At 59.1% G+C, this 14,929-nt stretch carries 16 protein-coding genes and 4 tRNA genes; 4 read left to right on the top strand and 16 right to left on the bottom strand.

Annotated elements, in window-relative coordinates; all coding sequences use genetic code 11:
- Positions 1-166: 166 nt before the first annotated feature.
- From ACXX83_RS20670 to rluD, 7 genes are all read right to left on the bottom strand, one after another.
- Positions 167-243 (bottom strand) — tRNA-Pro (locus ACXX83_RS20670).
- 95 nt (positions 244-338) lie between these two features.
- A tRNA-Lys gene (locus ACXX83_RS20675) sits at positions 339-414 on the bottom strand.
- A 5-nt stretch (positions 415-419) separates the two neighbouring features.
- Positions 420-496, bottom strand: a tRNA-Pro gene (locus tag ACXX83_RS20680).
- A gap of 9 nt (positions 497-505) precedes the next feature.
- A tRNA-Asn gene (locus tag ACXX83_RS20685) sits at positions 506-581 on the bottom strand.
- Between the two features lie 403 nt (positions 582-984).
- Positions 985-3,549 carry an ATP-dependent chaperone ClpB gene (clpB, locus tag ACXX83_RS20690; RefSeq protein ID WP_217836393.1) on the bottom strand — a complete coding sequence of 855 codons (2,565 nt, stop codon included), beginning with the start codon at positions 3,547-3,549 and terminating at the stop codon, positions 985-987.
- Between the two features lie 130 nt (positions 3,550-3,679).
- Positions 3,680-4,405, bottom strand: coding sequence for a peptidoglycan editing factor PgeF (pgeF, locus tag ACXX83_RS20695; RefSeq protein ID WP_126047606.1), 726 nt, complete (start codon positions 4,403-4,405; stop codon positions 3,680-3,682).
- Positions 4,402-5,364 (bottom strand): 23S rRNA pseudouridine(1911/1915/1917) synthase RluD, encoded by a 963-nt coding sequence (rluD, locus tag ACXX83_RS20700; RefSeq protein WP_007990414.1) that lies wholly within the window; start codon positions 5,362-5,364, stop codon positions 4,402-4,404. Before rluD ends, pgeF begins: the two co-directional genes overlap by 4 nt.
- A 151-nt stretch (positions 5,365-5,515) precedes the next feature.
- Between rluD and ACXX83_RS20705 the strand changes: the two genes are divergently transcribed.
- The 3 genes from ACXX83_RS20705 to ACXX83_RS20715 all read left to right on the top strand — a co-directional run bounded on the left by ACXX83_RS20705 (position 5,516) and on the right by ACXX83_RS20715 (position 8,578).
- Entirely contained in the window at positions 5,516-6,538 is a 1,023-nt protein-coding gene (locus ACXX83_RS20705) for an outer membrane protein assembly factor BamD (protein WP_458549462.1), read from the top strand.
- 124 nt (positions 6,539-6,662) lie between these two features.
- Positions 6,663-6,896, top strand: a complete 234-nt coding sequence (locus tag ACXX83_RS20710; protein WP_126047608.1) for a PP0621 family protein — start codon at positions 6,663-6,665, stop codon at positions 6,894-6,896.
- A 344-nt stretch (positions 6,897-7,240) separates the two neighbouring features.
- Entirely contained in the window at positions 7,241-8,578 is a 1,338-nt protein-coding gene (locus ACXX83_RS20715) for a sigma-54-dependent transcriptional regulator (protein WP_458549463.1), read from the top strand.
- A gap of 92 nt (positions 8,579-8,670) precedes the next feature.
- On the opposite strand, the gene thiO is transcribed toward ACXX83_RS20715, so the two are convergent.
- From thiO to ACXX83_RS20750, 7 genes are read right to left on the bottom strand one after another with little or no spacing between them, the layout of a single operon-like run.
- Positions 8,671-9,771, bottom strand: coding sequence for a glycine oxidase ThiO (thiO, locus tag ACXX83_RS20720; RefSeq protein ID WP_458549464.1), 1,101 nt, complete (start codon positions 9,769-9,771; stop codon positions 8,671-8,673).
- 56 nt (positions 9,772-9,827) lie between these two features.
- Positions 9,828-10,229, bottom strand: coding sequence for a type IV pilin protein (locus ACXX83_RS20725; protein ID WP_458549465.1), 402 nt, complete (start codon positions 10,227-10,229; stop codon positions 9,828-9,830).
- Between the two features lie 14 nt (positions 10,230-10,243).
- Positions 10,244-10,585: a hypothetical protein gene (locus tag ACXX83_RS20730; protein WP_458549466.1), complete on the bottom strand. Its 342-nt coding sequence runs from the start codon at positions 10,583-10,585 to the stop codon at positions 10,244-10,246.
- A 58-nt stretch (positions 10,586-10,643) separates the two neighbouring features.
- A complete protein-coding gene (locus ACXX83_RS20735) occupies positions 10,644-11,123 on the bottom strand; it encodes a pilus assembly PilX family protein (protein ID WP_458549467.1) in 480 nt (159 codons plus the stop codon).
- Positions 11,124-11,133: 10 nt separating this feature from the next.
- Entirely contained in the window at positions 11,134-11,841 is a 708-nt protein-coding gene (locus ACXX83_RS20740) for a PilW family protein (RefSeq protein WP_458549468.1), read from the bottom strand.
- The gene (gene pilV, locus ACXX83_RS20745; protein ID WP_458549469.1) at positions 11,838-12,287 is read right to left on the bottom strand and encodes a type IV pilus modification protein PilV; all 450 of its coding nucleotides are present in this window, start codon (positions 12,285-12,287) and stop codon (positions 11,838-11,840) included. Before pilV ends, ACXX83_RS20740 begins: the two co-directional genes overlap by 4 nt.
- The gene (locus ACXX83_RS20750; protein WP_458549470.1) at positions 12,284-12,757 is read right to left on the bottom strand and encodes a GspH/FimT family pseudopilin; all 474 of its coding nucleotides are present in this window, start codon (positions 12,755-12,757) and stop codon (positions 12,284-12,286) included. Before ACXX83_RS20750 ends, pilV begins: the two co-directional genes overlap by 4 nt.
- Positions 12,758-12,881: 124 nt before the next feature.
- Here ACXX83_RS20750 and ACXX83_RS20755 point away from each other — a divergent pair, with 124 nt between their 5' ends.
- Positions 12,882-13,421, top strand: a complete 540-nt coding sequence (locus tag ACXX83_RS20755) for a GspH/FimT family pseudopilin (protein ID WP_458549471.1) — start codon at positions 12,882-12,884, stop codon at positions 13,419-13,421.
- Here ACXX83_RS20755 and ispH read toward each other — a convergent pair.
- Together ispH and fkpB are read right to left on the bottom strand one after the other, a co-directional pair.
- Complete coding sequence (gene ispH, locus ACXX83_RS20760; RefSeq protein WP_217836403.1) at positions 13,390-14,337, bottom strand: 4-hydroxy-3-methylbut-2-enyl diphosphate reductase; 948 nt, start codon at positions 14,335-14,337, stop codon at positions 13,390-13,392. The two genes, ACXX83_RS20755 and ispH, sit on opposite strands and share 32 nt — an antisense overlap.
- Before the next feature lie 154 nt (positions 14,338-14,491).
- Positions 14,492-14,929, bottom strand: coding sequence for an FKBP-type peptidyl-prolyl cis-trans isomerase (gene fkpB / locus ACXX83_RS20765; protein ID WP_172435717.1), 438 nt, complete (start codon positions 14,927-14,929; stop codon positions 14,492-14,494).

A 14,929-nucleotide genomic window follows, 5' to 3' on the forward strand; every position in this document is an offset into this window, starting at 1 on the left:
CCTGTGGGAGCGGGCTTGCTCGCGAAGAGGCCGTGTCATTCAACTCTTATGTCGACTGACACACTGCCTTCGCGAGCAAGCCCGCTCCCACATTGGTTTTGCGGTGTTACGGGTTTCTCGCAGACAAAAAAAATCCCCGTATCTTTCGATACGAGGATTTTTAATATGGTCGGGGTAAGGGGATTCGAACTCCTGACATCCTGCTCCCAAAGCAGGCGCGCTACCGGACTGCGCTATACCCCGGTAAAAAAAAGGCACCTTTGAAAGGCGCCTTCTGCGAACAGAGCTTTTGGCGTCTGATCTTAAGATTCGATTCCAGCGCTAACTGGTTTCAAAAATGGTGGGTCGTGTGGGATTCGAACCTACGACCAATTGGTTAAAAGCCAACTGCTCTACCAACTGAGCTAACGACCCAAATATGGTCGGGGTAAGGGGATTCGAACTCCTGACATCCTGCTCCCAAAGCAGGCGCGCTACCGGACTGCGCTATACCCCGGTTTGAAATTGGCTCCGTGACCAGGACTCGAACCTGGGACCCAATGATTAACAGTCATTTGCTCTACCGACTGAGCTATCACGGAACTACATATTTCAATTTACAACTTTGAAGCTTTACTGCGTTCTCTTCGACCCGTTCGCATCGCTGCGTTCGTGTGTCTGAGGCGCGCTATTCTACAATCTTCAGCACCTCTGTCAACCCCCTAAATTGCTTTCAAGTTAATGATTTGCAACTTATTTTGGATTCCTGCTTGGGGAGCGGAAACCCTGGCGGGTGACTGACTGCGGGGCGCACTTTACAAGCCTTTTCCTTTGAGTTCAACAGCCTAACGAAAAAAAGGCCTCGTTATGCGAACAATGCTGTTCTTGTAGGAGCGAGCTTGCTCCGGGCGGCGTTCCGACGATGGACTCAATGACACCGCGTTCATCCAGGAAGTACGCGTTATCGTTAACGACCATCGCGAGCAAGCTCGCTCCCACAGAGGATCAGACGAAGACGATTTCGTCGTTTTCCACCACACCGTGAGCGGTATCGCCCGGCATGAACCGTCCGGACAGAATCAGCTGCGCCAGCGGGTTCTCGATCCAGCGCTGGATAGCGCGCTTGAGCGGCCGTGCGCCGTACACCGGGTCGTAACCGACCGCGATCAGCTTGTCCATGGCCTCGGGACTGAGCTCAAGCTTCAGCTCGCGCTCGGTCAGGCGGCTACGCAGACGACCCAACTGGATCTCGGTAATGCCGGCGATCTGATCCCGCGCCAACGGCTCGAAGATCACCACTTCGTCGACCCGGTTGATGAACTCCGGCCGGAAGTGGGTGGAAATCGCATCCATCACCGCCGCGCGCTGCGCTTCACGATCACCGACCAGTTCCTGGATCTGTACCGACCCCAGGTTGGAGGTCATGACAATAACGGTGTTCTTGAAATCCACCGTGCGGCCATGGCTGTCGGTCAAACGGCCGTCTTCGAGCACCTGCAGCAAGATGTTGAACACATCCGGGTGCGCCTTCTCGACTTCGTCCATGAGGATCACCGAATACGGCTTGCGACGTACGGCCTCGGTCAGGTAACCGCCCTCTTCATACCCCACGTAGCCCGGTGGCGCACCGATCAGGCGAGCCACGGAATGTTTCTCCATGAACTCGGACATGTCGATCCGCACCATCGCCTCTTCGGTATCAAAGAGGAATTCGGCCAGCGCCTTGCACAGCTCGGTTTTACCGACACCGGTCGGGCCGAGGAACATGAACGAGCCGCTCGGGCGATTCGGGTCGGACAACCCGGCACGCGAACGCCGCACCGCGTTGGAAACGGCCACCACCGCTTCATCCTGGCCGATCACGCGCTGGTGCAACAGGCTTTCCATCTTCATCAGCTTGTCGCGCTCGCCTTCGAGCATTTTCGACACAGGAATACCGGTCCACTTCGACACGACTTCGGCGATCTCTTCTTCAGTCACCTTGCTGCGCAGCAACTGGTTTTCGGCTTTGCCATGCTGATCGACCATTTGCAGGCTGCGCTCCAGATCCGGGATCACCCCGTACTGCAACTCGGCCATGCGGTTCAGGTCGCCTTTGCGGCGGGCTGCCTCCAGCTCCTGACGGGACTGTTCGATTTTCTGCTGGATCTGCGCAGAACCCTGGACTTCGGCTTTTTCCGAGTTCCAGATTTCTTCGAGATCCGAGTACTCACGCTCATGACGAGCGATTTCTTCCTGCAATTTTTCCAGACGCTTCTTCGCCGCGTCGTCGCTTTCTTTCTTCAGCGCCTGGGATTCCACCTTCAGCTGAATCAGGCGACGCTCCAGACGGTCCAGCACTTCGGGCTTGGAGTCGATCTCCATGCGGATGCGGCTGGCGGCTTCGTCGATCAGGTCGATGGCCTTGTCCGGCAACTGCCGGTCAGTGATGTAGCGATGACTGAGCTTGGCCGCCGCAATGATCGCGCCGTCAGTGATGGCCACCTTGTGGTGAACCTCATATCGCTCTTTGAGGCCACGCAGGATGGCGATGGTGTCTTCTTCGCTCGGCTCGTCCACCAGCACCTTCTGGAAACGTCGCTCGAGAGCGGCGTCCTTCTCTATGTATTGGCGGTATTCGTTCAGCGTGGTGGCGCCCACGCAGTGCAACTCACCGCGGGCCAGGGCCGGCTTGAGCATGTTGCCCGCATCCATCGAACCTTCGCCTTTACCGGCACCGACCATGGTGTGCAGTTCGTCGATGAACAGGATGATCTGCCCTTCCTGCTTCGACAGTTCATTGAGCAGGGATTTCAGGCGCTCTTCGAACTCACCGCGATACTTGGCACCGGCAATCAGCGCCCCCATGTCCAGGGACAACAGACGCTTGCCCTTGAGGCCATCCGGCACTTCGCCATTGATGATGCGTTGGGCCAAGCCTTCGGCGATGGCGGTTTTACCCACACCAGGCTCACCAATCAGCACCGGGTTGTTCTTGGTACGACGTTGCAGCACCTGGATGGTCCGGCGAATTTCATCGTCACGGCCGATCACCGGATCGAGCTTGCCGTCTTCGGCGCGCTTGGTCAGGTCGACGGTGTACTTGTCCAGGGCCTGGCGTGCTTCCTCGTGGTTCGGATCGTTGACGGCCTCACCACCACGCAGGTTGTTGATCGCGTTTTCCAAGGCTTTCTTGCTCACGCCCTGACCGAGCAACAGCTTGCCGAGCTTGCTGTTCTCGTCCATGGCGGCAAGCAGCACAAGCTCGCTGGAGATGAACTGGTCGCCTTTTTGCTGCGCCAGACGATCGGCCTGGTTGAGCAGGCGCGCCAGATCCTGCGACATATTCACATCGCCGGTCGGGTTCTGGATTTTAGGTAGCTGGTCGAGCTCTTTGGTCAGCTCTTTACGCAGGCTATTGACGTCGAAGCCCACCTGCATCAACAGGGGCTTGATCGAGCCGCCCTGCTGCTCGAGCAAGGCCTGCATCAAGTGCGCCGGTTCAATGGCCGGATGATCGTGGCCGACAGCCAGGGATTGGGCATCGGACAACGCTAACTGCAATTTGCTGGTTAAACGGTCTATACGCATGGGTCACCTTCCTTTTGAGCAGGCCGGACCTATAAAACATCCTGAATGAAGAAACCTGCCAGATATCACAATAGATGCGGTCGATTCTGGGAGTTTCAAGCGTCGTGACGTTGATGCAGATCAGACAAGTCTAGCGTTCGAGCCAAACCAAGGAGGCAAACCGACCAGTGCGAGGCGCACGGCGGTAAGAAAAGAAACGCGGATCGGTTACGGTGCAGAACCCGCCACCATAAACGGCGGTGACACCGCGAGCGGCCAGACGCAAGCGCGCCAGCCTATAGATGTCGGCCATGAACTTGCCGGGGTTTTGGCTCGGCACAAAAGCCTCAGCCGCTTGCGGCAATTGCTGCACAAAGGTCTCGCGCACTTCCGGGCCGACTTCAAAGGCTTGCGGGCCGATGGCCGGGCCGAGCCAGACCAATACGTCTTCGGGCGCAACGTCCAGCGTATCGAGCGTCGCTTCCAGCACGCCTGCCGCCAACCCGCGCCAACCGGCATGGGCTGCCGCGACACGCGTCCCGGCACGGTCGCAAAACAGCGCAGGCAGGCAGTCCGCAGTCATCGCTGCGCAGGCGACACCCGGCGTTGATGTCCAGCTGGCATCAGCTGTATCCACCCGCCCCGGATCGGCATGAGCCACGACAATGCCGTGGACCTGCTGCAGCCAGGCCGGTTGAATGGAGAAATGATCGGTCAAACGACGGCGATTCTCGGCAACCGCTTCGGGGCTGTCGTCGACGTGATCGCCGAGGTTGAGGCTGTCGAACGGCGCCACACTGACGCCGCCCGCACGGGTGGTCACACAGGCTTTGACCCCGGCCGGCGCGGGCCAGTCAGGAATCAGCCAGTCACTCATCCGATGAACGCCTCGCGGTCTTGCTTGAGCAGGGTCAACAGCCAGACGAAGTCTTCCGGCAACGGCGATTCCCAGCTCATGCGCTTACCGGTGGTCGGATGATCCAGTTCCAGGAAACGCGCATGCAGCGCCTGACGCGGGAAGTTCTTCAGCGACTCGACCATGGTCGGGTTGGCGGCCGGCGGAATTCGGAAACGACCGCCGTAGGCGGGATCTCCGACCAACGGGTAGTTGATGTGCGCCATGTGCACGCGAATCTGGTGCGTACGACCGGTTTCCAGCTTCACCCGCACGTGAGTGTGGGAGCGGAAGCGCTCAAGCACGCGGTAATGGCTGACGGCTTGCTTGCCACCTTCCATCACGGCCATGCGCTGGCGTTGCTGGCCGTGACGACCGATCGGCGCATTGATCTTGCCACCGGCTGTCACCACACCGATCACGATGCACTCGTAGATACGGCTGACGCTGCGGCTCTGCAACTGTGTCACCAGCTGCGTCTGCGCCTGAATGGTCTTGGCCACCACCATCAGACCGGTGGTGTCCTTGTCCAGGCGATGCACGATACCGGCGCGGGGCACATTGATGATGTCCGGCACGTGGTGCAGCAAGGCGTTGAGCAAGGTGCCGTCGGCATGACCGGCAGCCGGGTGCACCACCAGGCCCGCAGGCTTGTTGATCACCAGGATGTCGTCGTCTTCGTAGACGATGTCCAGGGCTATGTCTTGAGCGACCCATTCGCCCTGAGCTTCCTGCTCGGCAGTCAACTCAAGGATGGCGCCACCATGGACGATGTCTCGCGGGCGGATAACCGCCCCATCCACAGTCAGGCGGCCGTCTTTGATCCAGGCGGAAAGGCGCGAGCGCGAGTGCTCAGCGAATAATTGTGCGGCGACTTGATCGAGGCGTTGGCCGCCCAATTCGGACGGCACCTCTGCGCGAAGTTCAATTTTATCGGACATGCTCAGACTAGGCGTCGGCACAGCCTTTGGTTTCGGCTGCGCGCTTGTGGTTAAATACGGCGTCTTTTGCCCCGAGGCTTTTCAACGGGGCGCTCATCATAACAGGACGGCCACGCCCAAGACAGCGGCCGTCATAGGGACGCAAGCCGCCATGCAAGTGAAACACCTGCTGCTGATCGCCATCCTCGCATTGACCGCTGCTTGCTCATCGAAGGAAGTCGTAGACGAAAACCTCAGTGAAGTCGAGCTGTACCAACAGGCTCAAAATGACCTGGACAACAGTAGCTACACCTCCGCCATCGCCAAGCTGAAGGCTCTGGAGTCGCGTTATCCGTTCGGTCGCTATGCCGACCAGGCGCAACTCGAGCTCATCTACGCCAACTACAAGAACACCGAGCCAGAAGCGGCCAAGTCCGCGGCTGAGCGCTTCATTCGTCTGCACCCACAGCATCCGAACGTCGATTATGCCTACTACCTCAAGGGTCTGACTTCTTTCGACCAGGACGTCGGCCTGCTGGCGCGTTTCCTGCCGCTGGACATGACCAAGCGTGACCCGGGCGCCGCCCGCGACTCCTATAACGAGTTCGCCCAGCTGACCAGCCGCTTCCCGAACAGCCGTTACGCACCGGATGCCAAGCAGCGCATGATCTATCTGCGCAACCTGCTGGCGGCCTACGAAATTCACGTTGCCGACTACTACCTGACCCGTCAGGCCTATGTCGCGGCGGCCAACCGCGGTCGTTACGTGGTGGAAAACTTCCAGGAAACCCCTTCGGTCGGCGACGGCCTGGCGGTGATGACCGAGGCCTATCAGCGCCTGCACCTGGACGAACTGGCTGCCACCAGCCTGGAAACCCTGAAGCTCAACTACCCGAACCACCCGACGCTGGTAGACGGCCAGTTCGTGCCGACCGTGGCCGAAGCCGACAACCGTTCGTGGCTGAGCAAGGCGACCCTGGGCCTGATCGAATCCCGTCCGCCGCTGCCACCGGGCGAAACCCGCGCCAACCAGGATGTACAGAAGCAGTTCCAGGACGCCAAGGATGCGATTCCATCCGAACTCAAGCCTAAAGACGACAATGGCGACGTGATCGAAGAAGAAAATCACGAAGCGGAAGGCAACAACAGCGGCCGCTCGTGGTTCAGCTACATGACCCTGGGCGTGTTCGACTGACACCTCGCGCTGTGCAAAAGGGAGACTCTCGGGTCTCCCTTTTTTATTTCAGTGCTTTATTACACTGTGCGCCTGTCAGGTCCTTGGCTAAACTGCCGGATCATCAGTCGAAAAGCAGCTCACCATGCTTCGTATATTGTTCTGGATTGCCCTGATTGCCGCTGCCGTATGGTTCTGGCGCAAGTTCAAGGGTCAGGCTTCCACCCCCAGCTCCCCTGCCGAACGGGAAGCGGCGCCCATGGTCCGCTGCGCCCATTGCGGTGTTCACCTGCCCCGTGACCGCGCGCTGAGCCTCGACCAGCGGTGGTATTGCAGCCAGGCTCATCTAGAGCAGGACAAGGACTCCAGCGACCGCTGACACTCTCCCGAATTGGCGGCCGATCGAGGACTATCGCAGGCACCCAAGGAACTGAAAGGCATCGAGTGACGTCTGACACAGATTATTCAAGACCTCTCTCTGCGAATGAACCGGGTAATCGAAAACGTCCTGTACCTGCAGCGCCGCGCGCAAATGTCGCCGCCATGGCTTGACCTGAAATCGCTGGAAATACTCCATCACGAAGCCCCCGCCCCGTCTATCAAGGGCCCGGGGCTTTATCTGTCCGGCTACCCGGGCGAAAGCATTCTGTCCCGCCTAGACTTCAAGGCACGCCAGGAAAGCGGCTGCTGTTGCATGACCTTTGCTCACGGACGGAACCCAGTTTGAACACGAGACCACGACAAAAAGTCTTGATCGTCGATGACGAACCAGACATACGCGAACTCCTGGAAATCACCCTGGGAAGGATGAAACTGGAGACGTTCAACGCCCGCAATGTCGGCGAAGCGCAATCGCTACTGAAAAGCGAAACATTCGACCTCTGCCTGACCGACATGCAATTGCCGGATGGCACCGGCCTGGAATTGGTGCAGCACATCCAGCAACGTCACCCTCAGGTCCAGGTGGCGATGATCACCGCCTATGCCAGTCTCGAAACCGCAATCAATGTGCTCAAGGCCGGAGCATTCGACTTCCTGACGAAACCGGTGGACCTTACGCGCCTGCGCGAACTGGTCACCAGCGCGCTGCTGCTTCCTGCCAGCGGGGTCGACATCGATCGCCGTTTGCTGGGCGACTCATTGCCCATGCGCAACCTGCGCAAACACATCACCAAACTGGCCCACAGTCACGCGACGGTATACATCAGCGGAGAGTCCGGCAGTGGCAAGGAATTGGTCGCGCGCCTGATCCATGATCAAAGCCCCCGCGCCAAGCAGCCGTTCATTGCGATCAACTGCGCGGCGATTCCCTCGGAACTGCTGGAGAGCGAGTTTTTCGGCCATCGCAAAGGCAGCTTCAGCGGCGCCATCGAAGATAAACCCGGTCTGTTCCAGACAGCTCGCGGCGGCACCCTGCTCCTCGACGAAGTGGCTGACCTGCCGCTGGCAATGCAAGTCAAACTGCTACGCGCCATTCAGGAGAAAGCCGTACGCAGCGTCGGCGGGCAGCAGGAAGTGGCGGTGGATGTGCGCATTCTCTGCGCTACACACAAGGACCTTGGCGCCGAAGTCGCCGCCGGGCGATTTCGGCATGACCTTTACTACCGTTTGAATGTGATTGAACTGCGGGTGCCGCCCTTGCGCGAGCGTCGCGATGACATCGAGATGCTGACCAGCCACATACTCAAGCGCCTAGCCGCCGATACGGGTCAACCGGCAGCCAGACTCCACCCCCAAGCCCTCGATGCGCTGAAAAGCTATCGCTTCCCGGGCAATGTGCGGGAACTGGAAAATATGCTCGAGCGGGCTCACACCTTGTGCGAGGACAATCAGATCGAAGCCAATGACCTGCGCCTGGCTGAAGGCAATTGCGCAGCTGAAAGTGGAATGCCGGACCTGTCCCGGATAGACAATCTGGACACCTATCTGGAAAACGTCGAGCGCCAACTGCTGCTCCAGGCCCTGGAGGAAACCCGCTGGAACCGCACGGCGGCGGCTCAGCGGTTGAATCTGTCATTCAGGTCGATGCGTTACAGGCTCAAGAAATTGGGACTGGATTGAGGCTTTAAAAAGATCGCAGCCTGCGGCAGCTCCTACAGGAGGTGCGTTCCCCATGTAGGAGCTGCCGAAGGCTGCGATCTTTTGTGTTTTGTTCACAGTCTTCCAGCAGGCGCATAAGGCGTCGGATCGATAATCGGCGTACGGCCCAGCATCACATCGGCAAACAACTGACATGACGCCGGCGCCAACACCAGTCCGTTACGGTAATGCCCACAGTTGAGCCAGAGCCCGTCAAACCCCGGCACCGGGCCGATATAGGGAATGCCCTCGGGTGATCCCGGGCGCAATCCGGCCCAGTGCCCCACCACTTCGGCATCGGCCAGTGCCGGGATCAATTCCACCGCCGACGCCTTCAGGCTTTCCAGTGCCGACCCGGTCGGTGTCTTGTCAAAACCTTCATGCTCCAGCGTACTGCCGATCAGTATGTGTCCGTCGCGCCGGGGAATCGCATAACGGCCCTTGGCCAGGACCATGCTTGGCAGGAAGTCCGCCGCGCACTTGTAGAGAATCATCTGCCCTTTCACCGGCTCGACCGGCAGCGTCAGATCAAGACGCTTGAGCAACTCACCGCTCCAGGCCCCCGCCGTCAGGACGACTTGATCGCCGAGAACAGCACCTGTGGCGGTCTGCACGCCGACCACTTTGTTGCCATCACGAATAAACCCGCTGACTTCGCACTGTTCATGGATCGTCACGTTCGGCAGCGCCAGCAACGCGGCCTTTAGCGACTTCACCAGACGCGGGTTACGCACGTTGGCGACGTCGGCCATGTAGATCGCCCGGGAAAACCCGTTGCCCAGCACTGGCACCGCCTCGTGTGCCGCCGAGATATCCACGGCACTCAACGGACGATGTTCACGGGCGGCCCATGCCAGCGCTTGGGCCTCGTCATCCAGATCCAGCCAATACAGACCGGTGGTATGCACTTCAGGATCAACACCGGTGGCGGCGAACAAGCGCTCGCCCAGTTGTGGATAAAAGTCCTGGGACCAGTGAGCCAGCGCGGTGACCGCCGGGCTGTAGCGCCACGGGTAAAGCGGCGAAACGATGCCGCCACCAGCCCAGGACGACTCCTGACCGACGTTCGAGCGATCCAGCAGCACAACGCTTTGCACTTCGGAGGCGAGATTGAAGGCCGTCAGCAAGCCAATCACCCCACCGCCGACAATCACCACTTGCTGTTGCCTGGTCATGTTCTGATCCAATCGTTAAATAGACAGAGGGTGCAAAAGGCACCCGAAAAAGAAACTCAGCGCCCCCAGCAATCTTTGCTGGTCAGGCCGGACTTCGCATTGACCATACCCAGTACACCGGTATTGGTGATGGTCAGATCACCGCATTTGTCAGCGGCCATGCTTGAGTCAGCCTTGCGTACCGCCGTCAGCAGAAAGGTCTGGTCGGTCAGGGTTGGAGTGATGCTGTAGTAGTCATTGCCGGCGCTGAGGCCCGTCGCATCGGTGTAGACATTTTTCTGCGAGTAGAAGCGCTCCAGCAGCTGCGCCTGCTCCGAAAGCAGACCAGCCACTTCCGCGCGACGGCCCTTGTTCAGGTACTCGGTGAAACTCGGGGCGGCAATGGTCATGACAATCCCGATGATCGCAATCACGATCATGATTTCGATCAGGGTAAAACCGCGGTTGGAACTACGCATGCCTCAACTCTCACTTACTGTATTTGTCGCCACATGATGCGACGGCTGCCGCCGGATTTTTCCATCCCCGGGGTATCGTCGCCAGTGGAATCGTTTGCGACCCCGCCATTGTCGCCGGTATCCTGAGTCGAATGCTCTCCGACGAAGATCACACCCTCGGACAGCGTGTCGATGTTGTCGACCACTCCATCGGCGTTGCTGTCGAGCATCTTAACGCTGATCGCTTCGGGCAGCTTCAGGCAGACGGCTTTCAAGCCCTGATTGCCATGATAGAAACCGTACCAGTTGCCATTCGCCAGACAGGTTGGCCGGTTCAGCGCTGGCGAATCCGCTGGCGTGGCTGCATGCGCCGACATCGACAGGTCAAGCGCGACAACGACGCCGAGCAGGTGTGACCATAACCTGACAGGTCGCTCAGTACTTCGCATAGATACTCTCCACCACACTGCGCGAATGACCCGCGATGCCGACTGCCGTTACCCGATACAAGGTCGCCGGGGTATTGATTGGCACATTCACCGCCTTCTTGCTGACACCGATGTTTTGCACACCATAAAAACCCTTGCCCGATGCAATCCAGGTCACTCCGGAAGTGGCGTTGAAGCCGGCTGCGGTAATGGTCGAGGACTCGGACGGTGGTGCACATTGAACGATGCCGCTGCAAACAGGTAGCGCATAACTGTCCCGTTGCACTCCACTCTCGCCCACCCGCAATGCTGCCTCGGCGCTCTGGAACGACTGGTTGTGCAAGGCGACGCTACCGGCCATTTTTTCCTGCAGGGTCGCACTCTGCATCGAGGAAAGACCAATCAGCGTCAGCAAGAGCAAGAACACCAGACTGACCAGCAGCGCCATGCCGCGCTGGGTGTAATACGTCATGGGATAACGATTCAATGGCATTCCCTCATGGCAAGCGGTTGCGCAGAGCGGCAACCACGTTGAAGGTTTGATCGCTCACCCGGCGACTCGGATCGGTGAGGGTCAGGCTCAGGCGTACGCTACGAATCAGCGCGGGGTCCGGCGGGTTGCTGCTGTAGCGGGATGCAGCCAGATCAGTGGCCGTGCTGGCCAAGCCGAAGCTCACGTCGAAAGCGCCGACATTGTCCACCAGTACCTGGTCTGCTGCGGCCCCGCCCTTCATGAGCAATTGGTTGTTGCTGAACCTGTAAGTCAGCCGCCGGATCGGAAATGCCTGCTGCCCTGCCGCTGGCGTCCGGCCTTCACTGTAGGCCGTCGAATGGGTTCTACAATCGGAAAGCACGGTCCAGTCCGGTTTGTCGCCATTACCCCCGACATCCGCCATAACCAGCGTCAAACTGCGACTGCCATTGTCCCAACGGATCGGCGTTGTGCGACTGGCATGGAAATCACCTTTCTCACTTGAATCAGTGATCGTTTCCAGACAACCGAACATCCCGACCATGCGGATTTCCTTAATCATTTTGCTCAACACGAAACGTGCATCCTCCTGCATGTTCGCGGCCGCATTCTGACTGAGATAGGTGTTCTTGGCCGCGATGAAAACCTGCACCACGCCCAGCACCACGATCAGGCTCAATGCCAGGGCGATCAGCAACTCGACCAGGCCAAAGCCTCTGCTACGCCGACTCACGGGATCATCACCGGATCAATGGCCGTCCGGCTGCTCAGGACAAAGCTGCGCCGCGAGTCGGCAGCATTGGCAGCCCGTGAGTCGTCCCAGGTAATCGTGATGGTGTACACCTGCTGATTGACAGTGACACTGCCCGTCGCGGATGCACCGAGCGAGCTGACAATGTTGGCGTTGAAGTCAAACAGGTCCTGATCCCGGGCAACGTCCGGATTGCCCGAAGCCGGAGGCGCAATGGTGTAGTCCGCAGCGGCATTGGCGCGAATGCGGTCCAGCATGTCGTAGGCGATAAAACTGGCCTGACTGGTCATGCGTGCGCTGTCCGTGTACTTCAGCGCATTGAGCTGAAACGCCGCTGCGCCCAGCAACCCCACTCCCAGAATGACTAACGCCACCAGGACTTCGACCAGCGTCATGCCCCCCTGCGAGCCTTGCATCCCTGCCCTCATCCGCAACGTCCACCCAATAGAATTCGGCCGTTCAAACACACTGTCAGCGTCCGGCTTTGTGCTCCCCGCCCATAGCTGATCACCACCTCCGAGGACGGCGATGACAATCCGCCCAGACTGTTGAAATCGATGGCAGTGACGCCAGAGGTTAGCGCCAGAGTTGCGCCGTTGCTCATCGCCGGAACAACCCGCAATACATTGGCCAAAGCGCCAGTACCGTCGTAAATCGCCAGCTCCCCACTCCAGGCATCCCCGCCGGCTGTCGGTCGCACCCGTGTGGTATTGCCCCGATCGATGGCTTCGAGCCGGGCAACATTCAACGCTCGTTTCAGGTCCGCGATTTCGGTATCAGCCCTGGTTGTCTGCGTCGAGCGGGTAAACGCCGGGACGGCCATAGTCAGCAGGATCAGAAGAATCGCTAGCGCGACCAGCAACTCGATCAGCGTGAAACCTTTTGTACGATGCTCCATCGGGCCCTTCTGTTTCCTTCGGCTATACCTGCTGTTGCGCAGCACAACGTTCGAACGATGCTGTGCGTTGCCATTTCTCGCGCACGGATTGCGCGAGCCACAGCACGCCACGGAGGGAAATATCATGCGACAACACGGCTTCAGCCTGATCGAACTGCTCATGGGACTGGCAATTACAGGAATTGTTCTGCTTCTGGTCACTCCAGCGTTCGCAACGCTGATCGAGTCGAACCAAAGACAGCAAGCGGCGCAGGCTCTTTTCAGTGGTATTCGCACCGCCCGGAGCGAAGCCATCGTCCGCAACCAGGCCGTGGTGATTCACGGCATCAATGGCGACTGGAGCCAAGGCTGGCGAATGATCCTGGATATCAGCGGCAAGGGGGAGATGGACAGCGACAATCCACTGCTGGCCGAACGCCAGAGCAGCGCACGCGTGTCGATTGCGGGGAACGGTCAGGTCGAAAGCTCAATACGATTCAAAGGTCAGGGCGAAGCACTGTTTGGAGGGACGTTACACATTTGCGCCGTTCGCGAACCGGTAAGCCAACATCAAGTGGTGTTGGCACGGACCGGTCGCGTCAGCCTGCGCAACAACAAGGTTGAGCAGGCGTTATGCGAAAAAAGGACTGAATTCAGAGCAGCGAGCGAACGCGCAGTTCTTTAGGCATCGAGAACGTGATGTTTTCCTCGCGACCGGCCAGCTCATCGGCACCGGTGGCACCCCAGGCCTGCAACTGCTGGATCACGCCGCGCACCAGGACTTCCGGGGCGGATGCGCCAGCGGTGATGCCGATACGCTCGACGCCGTCGAACCAGCTCTTTTGCAGGTCTTCGGCACCGTCGATCAGGTAGGCCGGAGTGGACATGCGCTCTGCCAGCTCGCGCAAGCGATTGGAGTTGGAACTGTTCGGGCTGCCGACCACCAGCACCACATCACACTCGTCGGCCAGTTGCTTGACCGCGTCCTGACGGTTCTGCGTGGCGTAGCAAATGTCGTCCTTGCGCGGTCCACCGATGGCAGGGAAACGCGAACGCAGAGCGTCGATAACACGACTGGTATCGTCCATCGACAAGGTGGTCTGGGTCACGAAGGCGAGCCTTTCAGGGTTGTTCACCTGCAACGCCGCGACATCTTTCTCGTCTTCGACCAGGTAGATCGCGCCACCGTTGCTGGCATCGTACTGGCCCATGGTGCCTTCGACTTCCGGGTGACCTGCGTGGCCGATGAGAATGCACTCTCGGCCGTCACGGCTGTAGCGCGCCACTTCGATGTGGACTTTGGTCACCAGCGGGCACGTGGCATCGAACACTTTCAGCCCGCGGCCAGCCGCTTCGCTGCGCACGGCCTGGGAAACGCCGTGCGCACTGAAGATCACAATGACGTCGTCCGGCACCTGATCCAATTCTTCGACAAAGATCGCGCCACGGGAGCGCAGGTCTTCGACGACAAATTTGTTGTGGACCACTTCGTGGCGCACATAGATCGGCGGCCCGAAGACTTCCAGGGCGCGGTTGACGATTTCGATCGCCCGGTCCACACCGGCGCAGAAGCCACGGGGGTTGGCGAGTTTGATTTGCATGCTGTGCCTCGTGTCTTACGCGCGAAATATTGGATCACTGCAATCCCTGTGGGAGCGGGCTTGCCCGCGATGAGGGCCTTACAGCCAACTTTGATGTCGGCTGATGTACCGCTATCGCGGGCAAGCCCGCTCCCACAGTGGTCTGCTTTGTTTCTTACAACGCTTTGACGGAAATGATTTCCACGTCAAAGGTCAGCGTCTTGCCCGCCAGCGGGTGGTTGAAGTCGATGGTCACTTGCGCGTCGTCGAACTCTTTCACCACGCCCGGCAGTTCAGTATTGGCCGCATCGTTGAAGATCACCAGCAAACCCGGAGACAGCTCCATGTCTGCAAACTGCGAGCGCGGAATGATCTGCACGTTTTGCGGGTTCGGCTGACCGAAGGCGTTTTCCGGTTCGATGCTCAGTGTACGCTTGTCACCGGCCTTGAAACCGAACAGGGCTGCTTCGAAACCTGGCAACAGGTTGCCGTCACCGACCTTGAAGGTCGCAGGGGCTTTGTCGAAGGTGCTGTCCACCGTGTCGCCATTCTCCAGGCGCAATGCGAAATGCAAGGTGACTTCCGTGTTCTGGCCGATGCGTTGCTCAGCCAA

The sequence above is a fragment of the Pseudomonas sp. GNP012 genome (assembly GCF_054343835.1).